Origin of the sequence: Rhodococcus jostii NBRC 16295 (genome assembly GCF_001894825.1) — a bacterium.
Taxonomy (GTDB): Bacteria; Actinomycetota; Actinomycetes; order Mycobacteriales; family Mycobacteriaceae; genus Rhodococcus_F; species Rhodococcus_F jostii.
On sequence record NZ_BCWY01000032.1, the window covers coordinates 38,662 to 51,293 of the forward strand.

The following is a 12,632-nucleotide window of genomic DNA, read 5'->3' on the forward strand; positions in this document are numbered from 1 at the left end:
CGGTCGCCCGTCAGCGGGAGGCGAGCAGAACCCGCAGCACTGTCGCCGGGCGCAGGAGTGTCCCAGGACGGTCGAGAAGATGCGTCACCCGGAGGAACGCGGACCCGACCGCCGGGTCGACGGACGCCGCCCGATCGAGCCGGGACGTGTACGCATTGACCAACCGGACCCGCGTCGACCGCCGTCCGGGCACGGCCGGAATCCGGAGATCGTTGTCGACGGTGAGCGTCCACGCGGCATCGATACACCGGTTCGCCCCGCGGAGGAACCGGCGAGCGAGATGCGTCCTTCCCGATCGCAGGCAGTCCCGCAGGATCGTCGCCTCCACCGCGGCGACGCTCATGCCCTGGCCGTAGATGGGGTTGAACGAGCAGATCGCGTCCGCGAACGGCAGATAGTTCGACGGCAGATCGTCCGCAGAATAGTGCCGGCGGACGGTCGTCGGGATCCGGTAGCGCACGCCGTCGTCCACCGGTTCGGCCGTGCGCAGCGCGTCGTACATGTCCGGGGCGGGGAACGACTTCACGAAGTCGAGGAACCCGCCCGGGTCCAGCGGCGGCACATCGTCCCTGTACCCGGCAAGGGTGACGATCCAGGTGCCGTCCTCCTGAACACCCATGAATCCGCTGCGTGGATGCGTCGGTCCCGGTGCCATCCCGATGCCGGAATCCCCGTCCAGGTGTGGTGGGTCGAGCCGGAAGTGCCTCGTCGCGTACGTGACGTCGACGGCCACCTGCGACTCGGACGGGGGCGCGAACCCCAGCTCCCCGAGCCGGGCGACGCTCTGTGAACTCCGGCCGGACGAGTCCACGACGAGATCGGCCGGGGCGACCTCCGGCGGGACGCCGCCCCGGTGCTGCACGGTCACGCCGGTCACTCTCGCGCTCTCGGCGGTGAGACCCGTGACGTCGGATCGGTCCAGGATCCGCACGTTCGGCAAGGCCCGCACCCGCCGGCGCACCTGCCACTCGACGAGCGCCCGGCTCGCGAGAATCCCGGGAACCCCGCTGGTCTCGCGTGCCATTCGGTGCCCATCGACGATCCATCGGATGTCGCCGAGTGCGTCACCCCCGGTGGCGCCGAGGGCGAGGAGTTCGGCCACGAAACCCGGCATGAGGTCCTCCATCGCGGACTGCCCGCCGGCGAGAAGGGCGTGCACGTGCCGGGCCTGCGGCACGCACCGGCGTGGGGTGGCCGTCTCGGGCAGGACGTCGCGCTCGAGGACGACGACGGTCCGGTAGGCATCGGCGAGAGCGGCCGCTGCCAGGAGTCCTCCCATTCCGGCACCGACGACTACCGCATTGCCGTTCGGGGCCGTCCGGTGAGTCATCGAGCTGTCCGTTCGCACGACGGTGCAGAGACCTCCAGGGTATTTCGCCTGGCCTCCGCGAGCGGTGGTTACTCTTGAGTAATGACCGAACAGAAGACCTGGAATGCGTTCACCGTCGAGCGCAAGGATCACGTCGCGCAGGTGACGCTCATCGGACCCGGAAAAGGCAACGCGATGGGCCCGGATTTCTGGAGCGAGCTCCCCGAGATCTTCGGTGAACTCGACTCGGATCCGGACGTGCGCGCCGTGGTGATCGCCGGCTCGGGCAAGAACTTCTCCTTCGGTCTGGATCTGCCCGCCATGAGCGGCAGCTTCGGCTCCGTCCTCGCGGACAAGGCGCAGGCCGGGCCTCGTACCGCGTTCCACGACATGATCAAGCGGATGCAGTCGGGCATCAACGCGGTCGCCGACTGCCGCAAGCCGGTGATCGCGGCCATCCAGGGCTGGTGCATCGGCGGCGGCGTCGACCTGACCTCCGCGTGCGACGTCCGCTACGCCAGTGCCGACGCGAAGTTCAGCATCCGTGAGGTCAAGGTCGCGATCGTGGCCGACATGGGCAGCTTCGCGCGACTGCCTGCGATCATCGGCGACGGCCATCTGCGGGAACTCGCCCTGACCGGCAAGGACATCGACTCCGGGCGCGCCGAGAAGATCGGTCTCGTCAACGACGTCTACGCGGACGCCGACGCCGTCCTCGCCGCCGCGCACGAGACCGCCGCCGAGATCGCCGCGAATCCGCCGCTCGTCGTGCACGGCATCAAGGACGTCCTCGACCACTCCCGCGCGGCCGCCGTCGACGACAGCCTGCGCTACGTCGCCGCGTGGAATGCCGCGTTCCTGCCGTCGCAGGACCTGACCGAGGCGATCACGGCCGTCTTCGAGAAGCGCACGCCCGAATTCAAGGGCGAGTAGTCCGAGCGCTGCGACGCCTATCCGCAGGTAAAGCCCAGTCCAACAGTTGCCCGAATCCTCGCTGCGCTCTCATACTTGCCGACTACAAGTAAACGACCAGTGCAGCGAGGACACAGTGGCAAATTCGGTCGAAATGCCGGTGGCATACACCCACCGGCAGATCCTGGCTGTACTCAGCGGGTTGATGCTCGGCATGTTCCTCGCCGCGCTCGACCAGACGATCGTGGCCACGGCGATCCGCACCATCGCCGACGACCTCGACGGGTACTCGCTGCAGGCGTGGGCTACCACCGCGTACCTCGTCACCGCCACACTGGCGACGCCGCTCTACGGCAAGCTGTCCGACATCTACGGCCGCAAGCCGTTCTTCATGTTCGCGATCTCGGTGTTCGTGATCGGGTCGGTGCTGTGCACGTTCTCGACGTCGATGTACGTCCTCGCCGCGTTCCGCGCAATCCAGGGACTCGGCGCGGGCGGCCTGTTCTCGTTGGCGCTCACCATCATCGGCGACATCGTCTCCCCCCGCGAGCGGGCCAAGTACCAGGGGTACTTCCTCGCGGTGTTCGGGACGTCCAGCGTTCTCGGTCCCGTCCTCGGTGGCGTGTTCGCGGGGCAGGACGTGATCCTCGGAATCGACGGCTGGCGTTGGGTTTTCCTCGTCAACGTGCCGGTCGGGCTGGTCGCGCTCACGGTCGTCTCCCGGGTTCTGCATCTACCGAAACGCCCGAGCGGAGATCGGCGGATCGACTGGTGGGGCGCCCTCGCTCTCGCGATCGGTGTGGTGCCGTTGCTGGTGGTCGCCGAACAGGGTCACAGCTGGGGATGGGACAGCCCGAAGTCGTTGGCGTGCTACATCATCGGCGTGATCGGGGTGCTCGCCTTCATCCTGGTGGAACTGGCGATGAAGGACGCCGCACTCATCCCGATGCGGTTCTTCCGCAACAGCACGTTCGCGCTCGGCGTCGTGATCAGTCTCGTCGTCGGTGCCGTCATGTTCGGCGGCATCACCCTCCTGCCCCAGTACCTGCAAGTGGTGAAGGGCTCGAGTCCCACCCTCGCCGGGTTCCAGATCCTGCCGATGGTCCTCGGGCTGATGGCCGGATCGGTGGTCAGCGGTCAGATGATCTCGCGCACCGGGCACTACCGGTACTTCCCCATCCTGGGGACCGCCCTCATCGTGATCGGCGCATTCCTGCTGCACACCGTGGCCGCCGACACGCCCATGCCCGTCGTCATGGCGTTCATGCTCATCCTCGGGCTCGGACTCGGAAATCTGATGCAGCCGCTGACCCTCGCCATCCAGAATGCGCTGCCCCCGCAGGACATGGGCGTGTCGACCGGAGCGGCCACGTTCTTCCGGCAGATCGGCGGAACCGCCGGCGTCGCGATCTTCCTGTCGATCCTTTTCTCCCGCCTCACCCCGGCCATCGGTGAACGCGTCACGGCGGCGGCCGGCACACCCGAGTTCCGTCGAGCCGTGGTGGCCGCAGCCCAGAGCAACGACCCCGCCGAAGCCGCCATGGGCCAAGGCATGCTCAGCCCCGACCACGCCGGGGTCAGCGGGGTCCTCACCGACAGTTCGGTGATCGGCACACTCGACGACGTCCTGGCCCTGCCGTTCAAGGAAGGATTCGCCGACGCGATCGGATCCGTCTTCCTCACCGTGTCGATGCTCGCCGTCGTCGCCTTCGTCCTCACCGTGCTCTGGAAGGAGGTCCCGCTCCGCAGCGAGTCCGGACTCCAGGCCGCGGCGCGGGGAGAAGCGGAGGCCTGACACGACAACGGCGCCCTCCCCGCGGGGATGGACGCCGTTACCCTGAACGTCGGGAGGCTCAGTGCCTGATGATTCGCCGCCGGCTCAGTGCCAGATGATTCGCCGCCGGCTCAGTACCAGATGATTCGCCGCCGGCTCAGTGCCCGCCGTTGTCCTTCAGACGCTTCAACGAAGCCTCGACCTCGGCCTTCGCCTCGGCCAGCCCGACCCAGTCGGCGGCCTCGACGTGCTTGCCCGGCTCCAGGTCCTTGTAGTGGACGAAGAAGTGCTTGATGGCGTCCAGCTCGAACTGCGGGACGTCGCCGATGTCCTGGATGTGGTCCCAGCGCGGGTCGCCGGCGGGAACGCACAGCACCTTGTCGTCGCCGCCGGCCTCGTCGACCATCTTGAACATGCCGACGGGACGTGCCTCGACGATGACGCCGGGGAACACGGACTCGGGGAGCAGGACCAGCGCGTCCAGCGGGTCGCCGTCCTCGCCGAGGGTGTTCTCGATGAAGCCGTAGTCGGCCGGGTAGCCGAACGCGGTGTAGAGGTAGCGGTCCAGCTTCACGCGACCGGTCACGTGGTCGACCTCGTACTTGTTTCGCTGACCCTTGGGGATCTCGATGGTGACGTCGAACTCCACGCCGATTCCTCGCTGTCGTGTCGATGATGATTCGGGGAGAGGATATCGGGTCGAGGATAAGGTTGGTTGTCTGACCACCCACGAATCACAGTGAAGACGGAGGCGCGTTGCCGGGCCAGGGAAAGAAGAAGATGGGCTCGTTGGCGGGACGCCACCGTCGGAACATGCGAATTCTGTTCGCGTCGGTCGTCGTCGTGGTGCTCGCGATGGCGGCTGTTCTGGTGGTCGCGGTGACTGCGCACAACGCGTCGGCGGGCCGCGGTGAGCTGACGATCGCCCCCGAACCGGCGCCGATCACCGCGGCCCCGCAGGTCACGCCGGTCCCGGACGACGCACCCATGCCGACGGCGCAGGGAATCGCCGCGGCGGTCGGTCCGGCCGCCGCCAACCCCGATCTGGGCAAGTTCAGCGGAACCGTGGCCGACGCGGTCACCGGTCAGGTGCTGTGGAGCGTCAACCCGCAGACCCCGATGACCCCGGCGTCGACCACCAAGGTCCTCACCGCGGGATCCGCGCTGCTGGCGCTACCGTCCGACCGTCGCGTGACGACGAAGGTGGTGCAGGGGGCGGCTCTCGGCGAGATCGTCCTCGTCGCGGGTGGTGATCCCACTCTCACCGCGAAGCCGGTCGGGGAGAACGGCTACTACCCGGGTGCCGCACACATCTCGCAACTGGTCGATCAGATTCGGAACGCGGGCATCCAGGCGACGAGCATCGTCGTCGACACCAGCATCTACTCGGGCGACACCATGGCGCAGGGGTGGTTCCCGACCGACGTCGGCGCCGGATTCATCACCCCCACCGAACCGATCATGATCGACGGCGGACGGGCCGATCCGCTGGTCGACGAGTCGCCGCGTAGTTCGACGCCCGCCCTGGACGCCGGGCGAACGCTCGCCGGTGCGCTCGGCGTCGACCCGTCGGCGGTCACGTCGGGCGTCGCGGCGCCCGGTGCGGCCACCGTCGCGAGTGTGCAGTCGGCGCCGCTGCGCGACCGTTTGCAGCAGATGATGGAACACTCGGACAATGTGCTTGCCGAAGCGATCGGGCGGGAGGTTGCCATGAATGCCGGCGCAGAAGCATCGTTCACGGGCGCCGTGGCGACCATCGGTCAGACACTGTCCGCCGCCGGATTCGAGCTGTCGGGGCTCACACTGCACGACGCGAGCGGATTGTCCGTCGACGACCGCATCGCGCCGCAACTGCTCGACCAGGTCCTCACGGCCGCCGCGGGGGACGGCAAGCCCGCTCTGCGGCCGATGCTCGACTACCTGCCCGTGGCCGGCGCCACGGGCAGCCTGTCGGACCGGTACGCGTCCGGGAACCGCACCGGTGCCGGATGGGTGCGGGCGAAGACCGGCACCCTGTCCACGGCCAGCGCCCTGGCCGGGTACGTGGTGGATCAGAACGGGCGGGTGCTCACATTCGCGCTGATGTCCAACGACCGTCCGCCGGAGGTCAGTCGTCCCGCCCTCGACGCGCTGGCGGCCGCGCTCCGCACGTGCGGGTGCCAGTAATGGCCGCCGAGGGAAATGCGTTCCGCGGTGCCGTCGACTGGAACCTTGCGGCCAGGACGGGGGTGAAACTGGCGCGCAGCGGGCCCGCGACGTCGCGTTATACGGCCGAAACCGTGGTCGCGGAACTGGCCGACGCGTCGATGCGCGCCGAACTGCCCGTCCGGGAAGTGACGGGCCTCGCCGACGGACTGCCGGTGCCGACCGCGCAGATCCTCGACCGGGCCGGCTGGATCCACGCCGCCGCGCACTCGATGTCGCAACTCACGGGCGGCGACGCCGCACCCGGACTGCTGCTCGGCAAACCGGCCGGCATCCAGGCCGGGGCGATGCTCGCGTACCTGTCGTCGGCGATCCTCGGCCAGTACGACCCGTTCACCGGTGACAACGGAACCCTGCTGCTGGTGGCGCCCAACGTGGTGTCCGTCGAGCGGACGCTGCGGGTGCGGCCCAGCGACTTCCGGCTGTGGGTGTGCCTGCACGAGGTGACGCACCGCGTGCAGTTCTCGTCTTCGCCGTGGCTCACCGGGTACATGCAGCAGTCGGTGGAGACACTCGGATCCGCAGACGACGAGTCCGTCACCGACATGGTCGGCCGGTTGTCCTCCGCGCTGCGCGACCGCGGGCGCACCGAGCCGGACGAGTCGGGCGCACCGGGCGGCATCGTCGGACTGCTGCGCGCGACCCAGGCCGAGCCGCAGCGTGAGGCACTCGACCGCCTGCTGGTGCTCGGCACCCTCCTCGAGGGGCATGCGGACCACGTGATGGACGCGGTCGGCCCCGCGGTCGTGCCGTCGGTGGCCGCCATCCGGGCCGCGTTCGACCAGCGGCGCCGCCGCAAGAGCAACCCGGTGCAACGCCTCATCCGGGCGCTGCTCGGGATGGACGCCAAAATGGCGCAGTACGTGCGCGGTAAGGCGTTCGTCGACGCCGTCGTGGACAAGGTCGGGATGGACCGGTTCAACGTCGTGTGGACCGGCCCCGACACCCTGCCCCGGCTCGCGGAGATCGACCGGCCCGACGCCTGGGTGTCCCGGGTTCTGGGCTGATTCGAGAAGGGCTGAGCCGGGCGATGCTGCTTCCCGAGGAGCCGGCGATCCTCGAGGTTCGTCACGCCGTGCGGCGCTGGATCGCCGGGCACGCCCCGGACGGTGACGTCGCGGTCGGACTGTCGGGGGGCGCCGACTCGCTGGCGCTGACGGCGGCCGCTGTGGCCGAGGCGCGTTCGGTCCGTGCCCTGGTCGTCGATCACCGGCTGCAGCCGGGGTCGGCCGACGTGGCCGAGGAGGCGTCAGCGCGTGCGCGTGCCCTCGGCTGCACGTCCGCCGAGGTGCTCCCCGTCGACGTGACGGGGTCCGGCGGGCTCGAGGCGGCCGCCCGGCAGGCCCGGTACCGCGCGCTCGACGCCGCGCGCGGAACCCGTCCGGTGCTGCTGGGCCACACCCTCGACGACCAGGCCGAGACGGTGTTGCTGGGCCTGTCGCGCGGTTCCGGTGGCCGGTCCATCTGGGGGATGAGCGCCTACGACAGCCCGTGGGGGCGACCGCTGCTGGACGTGCGACGCGCGGTGACCCGGCAGGCCTGCGCGGAACTCGGCCTCGCCCCGCACGAGGATCCGCACAACTCGTCGCCCGACTTCGTGCGGGTGCGGTTGCGCACCGAGGTGCTGCCGCTGCTCGAGGACGTCCTGGGCGGCGGTGTGGCCGGGGCCCTGGCCCGCACGGGGGAGCACCTGCGGGAGGAGGGCGCCGTGCTCGACGCGGCGGCCGCCGACATCGCGGCGAAAGTCCTGGTGGACGGGGAGATCGACGCGGAACTCCTCGCGTCGTCGGCTCCACCCGTGCGCCGGCGGGTACTGCGCAGCTGGCTTCTCTCAGCGGGTGCGCGCGGGCTCGGAGACACCCAGTTACGGGCCGTGGACGACCTCGTCGCGCGGTGGCGCGGGCAGGGACAGGTGGCGATCGGGGGCGGAACACCGGACGCGAGGTTGGTGGTCCGCCGACGACGTGGCAGGCTGAACGTCGGATTGGACGACCAACGAAGGGTTTGATCGCGTGTACGAAGGCGACATCGCATCGGTACTGATCTCCGAGGACGAGATTCGTCGACGGACCGTCGAACTGGCCGAGGAAATCGCCAAGCGCTACCCGGTGGGCGCCCCGGAAGGGGATTTGCTCCTGGTGGGTGTCCTCAAGGGCGCCATCTTCTTCATGACCGACTTCGCGCGGGCCCTCCCCATCCCCACCCAGATGGAGTTCATGGCCGTCAGCTCCTACGGCTCCTCCACGTCGTCCTCCGGCGTCGTGCGGATCCTCAAGGACCTCGACAAGGACATCGCCGGCCGCCACGTGCTGATAGTCGAGGACATTATCGACTCCGGTCTCACGCTGTCCTGGCTGATGCGCAACCTGTCGACGCGTAACCCGGCGTCGCTCGAGGTCGTCACGCTGCTGCGCAAGCCCGACGCCATCAAGGTCGACATCAACGTCGCCAACGTCGGCTTCGACATTCCCAACGAATTCGTCGTCGGCTACGGCCTCGACTACGCCGAGCGCTACCGCGACCTGCCCTACATCGGAACGCTCGAGCCGTCCGTCTACGGCGGCTGAGCTCGACAGTCACCGGACGGGGTCATGGGACACGGCGAGCTCCAGTGCCCGCAGGTCCTGCTCCAACTGCCGGAACAGCCAGTACACGCCGACGAACGCGAAGATGCCGCCGACGCACAGGATGCGGACCGCGATGATCACCAAGGTGATCTCGTCGGGTGACAGGAACGTCACTCCGGCCACACCGGCCAGCGGAACCGACGCCGCGACGGCCAGGTACAGCGTGCTCCGGCGGTCGAGACCCCGAAGCTTGTGCGCGTCGGCGCTGCTGGCGATGTCCTGCGGCAGCAGGGTGGGGTAGATGCAGCGCACCGCGAAGAACGCGACCACGAAGAACGGGTACGCCACCGACACGGCACCGCACACGATGAGTGACGCGATGAAGTGCACGTACGCCCCCGGCGGCACGTTCCCCGCCGCGAGCTGCAGGGAAATCGGATAGGCGATGCCCGCGATGACCCACAACCCGAACACCACGAGCACGACCCGGTCGCCGAGCAGCAACGTGTCGGTGCGGGCCCGGGCCAGCGTCTGGCGGTCGTACGACTTCCCCTTACGCAGACCCCGCGGCACGAGCAGCGGGTATCGGCACCAGTAGAGCAGCATGATCGCGCCCAACGGGAACGCGATCGAATTGATCACCAACTGGATTCCCTCGAACGAGTGCTGGGCCTCCGGCGTCAGGTTGCTGATGATCAGCATCTTGTTGTGGTGGTAGTTGTAGGCACCGGCGAGAGCATTCGGCACCGCGATGCCGAACACCAGAATCGGAAGCGCGAAGCGCCGCAGCCGCATGCGCCAACTGTTCGGCGGCGGATCGACGAGGTCGCGGGCCCGGGGATTGAGGCACAGGTCGAACTGCTGGGCCAGTTCGGCACCCGACGACCACCGGTCCTCAGGCTTCGGAGCCAAGCATGTCAGGAGCACCCGTCGCAGCGACGGGGGACAGTCGTGGGGCAACTGGTCGAGAAATTCCGGGTCGATGTCGCGGCTGCGACGGTCCATCATCGCTTCGAGTGCCACGAGCGACTCGCTCGAGACTTCCTCGTCCTCGAACGGGCGCCGCCCGCACATCAGCTCCCACAGCATCACGCCCAGCGCGAAGATGTCGCTCCGGGTGTCGAGGTCCGCTGCCGTCCCCGGCATTTCGCGGTGGCACGCCTCGAGTTGTTCGGGGGACATGTAGGCCAGAGACCCACCGAAGTAGGCGAGCGGGGATGCCCCGGTGACGCTGTCGCTGAAACTGATGTTGAAATCCGCCAGCTTCGGCACACCCTCCGCCGTCAGCAGGATGTTGGCAGGCTTGATGTCGCGGTGCAGGACGCCGCGCTTGCCGGCGTAGTCCAGGGCGTCGGCCAGTCGACGCCCCAACCATGCGATCGTCTCCGGCCAGGTGAGCGATGCGATCTCGTCCCGCACGCTGGAGTCGGTGGGCCTGATCTCGCCCTTCTCCCGCATCTCCTCGTCGACCACATCCAGCAGAAGGCTGCCCGTGCGGTCCCGTTCCGGCGTGACGCGGACGCGGCGCAGCACCCGCAGCAGGGTGCCGCCCGGCAGGTACTGCATGTAGAGCAGGCGCAGCTGGCGGTCCTCGAGCAACCGCTGGTCGAACACGCGGACGATGTAGTTGTGGTCGAGTTTTGCGAGGGTCTGCGGCTCGTTCCCCTTGTCGTGCGAGATCTTCACCGCGACGAGTCGCTGCATCGACCGCTGGCGTGCCAGAAACACCCGGCCGAACGCGCCGCTGCCCAGACTCATCAGCAGATCGAAATCGTCGACCTGCTGCCCGACCTCCACGTCGTCGAGAGCCGCGTTGCTCGGCGGCGTCGTGATGAGCGTGTCTGGTTGCCGGGCAGTCACCGTCGGACCGGCCTCCGCGGTCCGGTCGGCGTCAGCGGTCTGTTCGGCGGGCGCCGTTCGTTCGGCCGCGGCGGTCTGTTCGGCTGCGGCGGTTTGTTCGGCGGGCGCGGTGTGCTCGGAGGTCATCGTCCGTGCGGACACGGTTTGCTCAGCAACGACCGTCGACGGGCCGGCCGCGACCGTCGCTTCGCTGCTCTCGTGTTCGGAGTTCGTGACTCCGACGGTCCGTTCGGCAGAGTCCGATCCAGCGGCCGATCCGTCTCTGCCCGACCCGTTTCCTCTGGTCATTGCACATCGAGGGTTCTACTGGGCGGGTTCTCTGGGCACATCGAGGTTGTCTGGAGCGGTGTGAAGAGTCCCATCCAGGGACAAGCGAATGGTAACCCCGCAGACCTACCGTATCCAGCACGAATACTCGAAATGACTGCTTCCCTTCACCATATACTCGGGTGATGGGGGAGTCCCCGTTCACCTCAGCCGTCGTCGTCGCCGAGCAGGTTCGCTCGGGCGTCTCGAGCCCGATGGAGCACGTCGAGGCCGCGCTCGCCGCCATCGAAGAGCGTGATCCGAAGATCCAGGCCTTCGTCACCGTCCTTGCCGAACAGGCCCGAGCCGACGCGCTCGCCCTCTCCCACCGACCGGATCTGTCCACACTTCCGCTGGCAGGAGTGCCCGTCGCGATCAAGGACGTCATCCCCGTGGCCGGACTGCCGATGCGTGAGGGATCGGGCGCGACCAGCGCCGAACCGAAGGTTTCCGACCACCCGGTCGTCGCGCGACTGCGGGCGGCGGGAGCGGTGGTGGTGGGCCTGACGACCCTCCCCGAACTCGCGGTGTGGGGAACCACCGACGCTCCCGGCCACATCACCCGCAACCCGTGGAATCCGTCCCGGACCTGCGGGGGCTCGTCCGGGGGAGCGGCCGCCGCCGTCGCCGCGGGGATGGTGCCCCTGGCTCACGGGACCGACGGTCTGGGTTCGATCCGCATCCCCTCCGCGAACTGCGGGGTGTTCGGCATCAAACCGGGCAGGGGTGTCGTGCCGTCCGAACTCGGGGCCACCTCCTGGTTCGGCATGGCCGAGAACGGACCCATCGCCACGACCGTCGACGACGCCGCCCTCATGCTGTCCGTGCTCGCCGACCGTCCCGAACTCGCGCGGATCGGCGCATCGGAGCCACTGCGCATCGCCGTGGCGGCAGGGTCGCCGACATTCCTGGCCACGGTGGACCCGCAGTGGCGGGACGCGGCGGTGCGCGCGGGAACGGAACTAACCGGTTCGGGACACGACGTCGAGCCTGCGACGTTGCCGTACCCGGTCAACCTGCTCCCCGTGCTCGCCCGCTGGACCGCCGGAACGGCCGCCGACGCGAGAGGACTCGATCGGCGGCAACTTCAGCCGCGGACCCGGCGGCACGTCGCGCTGGGCCGAGCGCTGGGCCGGTTCGTCCGTCCGGAGCAGGTGAGCAGGCTCGAAGAGTCGCTGCGCGAATTCTTCGAGAACTACGACGTGGTGATCACGCCCGCTCTCGCGCAGCCGCCGCTCGCTGCGACGACGTGGAGCGAGCGGTCGTGGCTGTCGAACATCGTGGCCAACGTACGGTACGCCCCGCTCAGCGCGCTGTGGAATCTCGTCGGCTGGCCGGCGGCGAGTGTCCCCGTCGGCACGCACTCTCATTCGGGCACCCCGCTGGCCGTGCAGATCGCGGCGCCGCCCGGTGGCGAGGCCAGAATCCTGGCCCTGGCCGCTCACATCGAGCGGGTGGGCGGCGGCTGGCCGAGGGTCGCACCCGCACGGTGAACTGGCCCACATCGAGACTCGGATCGAGTCCGAGGGAACCGATGCGCCACCGCGTGCGTTGAAGGAAAAGAGACCGCTTCAACGGCGGTTGGCTGCTACCTGGAGTCGCCGGGGTGCCTTCGCGGTAACCTGGTTTGTCCGGTTGGCAGCCGGAAGGCGCACCCGGAAGACCCGCACTCTCGAAAGGACCGGCCATCTCGGCCGAC

At 68.8% G+C, this 12,632-nt stretch carries 10 protein-coding genes; 7 read left to right on the plus strand and 3 right to left on the minus strand.

Features of this window, described 5'->3' with window-relative positions; all coding sequences use genetic code 11:
* Nucleotides 1-10: 10 nt before the first annotated feature.
* Nucleotides 11-1,330 (minus strand): NAD(P)-binding protein, encoded by a 1,320-nt coding sequence (locus RJ1_RS21225; RefSeq protein WP_073363663.1) that lies wholly within the window; start codon nucleotides 1,328-1,330, stop codon nucleotides 11-13.
* Nucleotides 1,331-1,411: 81 nt separating this feature from the next.
* On the opposite strand from RJ1_RS21225, the gene RJ1_RS21230 reads away from it, so the two are divergent.
* A complete protein-coding gene (locus RJ1_RS21230) occupies nucleotides 1,412-2,242 on the plus strand; it encodes a crotonase/enoyl-CoA hydratase family protein (protein WP_073363664.1) in 831 nt (276 codons plus the stop codon).
* A gap of 115 nt (nucleotides 2,243-2,357) precedes the next feature.
* Entirely contained in the window at nucleotides 2,358-4,016 is a 1,659-nt protein-coding gene (locus tag RJ1_RS21235) for an MDR family MFS transporter (RefSeq protein ID WP_073363666.1), read from the plus strand.
* A gap of 136 nt (nucleotides 4,017-4,152) precedes the next feature.
* Here RJ1_RS21235 and RJ1_RS21240 read toward each other — a convergent pair whose 3' ends face one another.
* On the minus strand, nucleotides 4,153-4,644 hold the full coding sequence (locus tag RJ1_RS21240) for an inorganic diphosphatase (protein WP_005244982.1): 492 nt from the start codon (nucleotides 4,642-4,644) through the stop codon (nucleotides 4,153-4,155).
* A 131-nt stretch (nucleotides 4,645-4,775) separates the two neighbouring features.
* On the opposite strand from RJ1_RS21240, the gene dacB reads away from it, so the two are divergent.
* The 4 genes from dacB to hpt are packed head-to-tail and all read left to right on the plus strand — an operon-like array spanning nucleotide 4,776 to nucleotide 8,767.
* The gene (dacB, locus tag RJ1_RS21245) at nucleotides 4,776-6,161 is read left to right on the plus strand and encodes a D-alanyl-D-alanine carboxypeptidase/D-alanyl-D-alanine endopeptidase (RefSeq protein WP_073363764.1); all 1,386 of its coding nucleotides are present in this window, start codon (nucleotides 4,776-4,778) and stop codon (nucleotides 6,159-6,161) included.
* Entirely contained in the window at nucleotides 6,161-7,207 is a 1,047-nt protein-coding gene (locus RJ1_RS21250; protein WP_073363668.1) for a zinc-dependent metalloprotease, read from the plus strand. Before dacB ends, RJ1_RS21250 begins: the two co-directional genes overlap by 1 nt.
* A 23-nt stretch (nucleotides 7,208-7,230) precedes the next feature.
* Entirely contained in the window at nucleotides 7,231-8,208 is a 978-nt protein-coding gene (gene tilS, locus RJ1_RS21255) for a tRNA lysidine(34) synthetase TilS (RefSeq protein ID WP_073363670.1), read from the plus strand.
* 4 nt (nucleotides 8,209-8,212) lie between these two features.
* On the plus strand, nucleotides 8,213-8,767 hold the full coding sequence (gene hpt, locus RJ1_RS21260; protein WP_073363672.1) for a hypoxanthine phosphoribosyltransferase: 555 nt from the start codon (nucleotides 8,213-8,215) through the stop codon (nucleotides 8,765-8,767).
* Nucleotides 8,768-8,776: 9 nt separating this feature from the next.
* Here hpt and RJ1_RS21265 read toward each other — a convergent pair whose 3' ends face one another.
* Nucleotides 8,777-10,915 (minus strand): serine/threonine-protein kinase, encoded by a 2,139-nt coding sequence (locus tag RJ1_RS21265; RefSeq protein ID WP_073363673.1) that lies wholly within the window; start codon nucleotides 10,913-10,915, stop codon nucleotides 8,777-8,779.
* 164 nt (nucleotides 10,916-11,079) lie between these two features.
* Between RJ1_RS21265 and RJ1_RS21270 the strand changes: the two genes are divergently transcribed.
* A complete protein-coding gene (locus RJ1_RS21270; protein WP_073363675.1) occupies nucleotides 11,080-12,426 on the plus strand; it encodes an amidase in 1,347 nt (448 codons plus the stop codon).
* The last annotated feature ends 206 nt before the right edge of the window (nucleotides 12,427-12,632 follow it).

What these genes read in the sequence shown, in the direction of transcription:
- RJ1_RS21225 (WP_073363663.1), bottom strand. Translation starts at nt 1,330, where the DNA reads ATGACTCACCGGACGGCCCCGAACGGCAATGCGGTAGTCGTCGGTGCC.
- RJ1_RS21230 (WP_073363664.1), top strand. Translation starts at nt 1,412, where the DNA reads ATGACCGAACAGAAGACCTGGAATGCGTTCACCGTCGAGCGCAAGGAT.
- dacB (WP_073363764.1), top strand. Translation starts at nt 4,776, where the DNA reads ATGGGCTCGTTGGCGGGACGCCACCGTCGGAACATGCGAATTCTGTTC.
- RJ1_RS21250 (WP_073363668.1), top strand. Translation starts at nt 6,161, where the DNA reads ATGGCCGCCGAGGGAAATGCGTTCCGCGGTGCCGTCGACTGGAACCTT.
- tilS (WP_073363670.1), top strand. Translation starts at nt 7,231, where the DNA reads ATGCTGCTTCCCGAGGAGCCGGCGATCCTCGAGGTTCGTCACGCCGTG.
- RJ1_RS21265 (WP_073363673.1), bottom strand. Translation starts at nt 10,915, where the DNA reads ATGACCAGAGGAAACGGGTCGGGCAGAGACGGATCGGCCGCTGGATCG.
- RJ1_RS21270 (WP_073363675.1), top strand. Translation starts at nt 11,080, where the DNA reads ATGGGGGAGTCCCCGTTCACCTCAGCCGTCGTCGTCGCCGAGCAGGTT.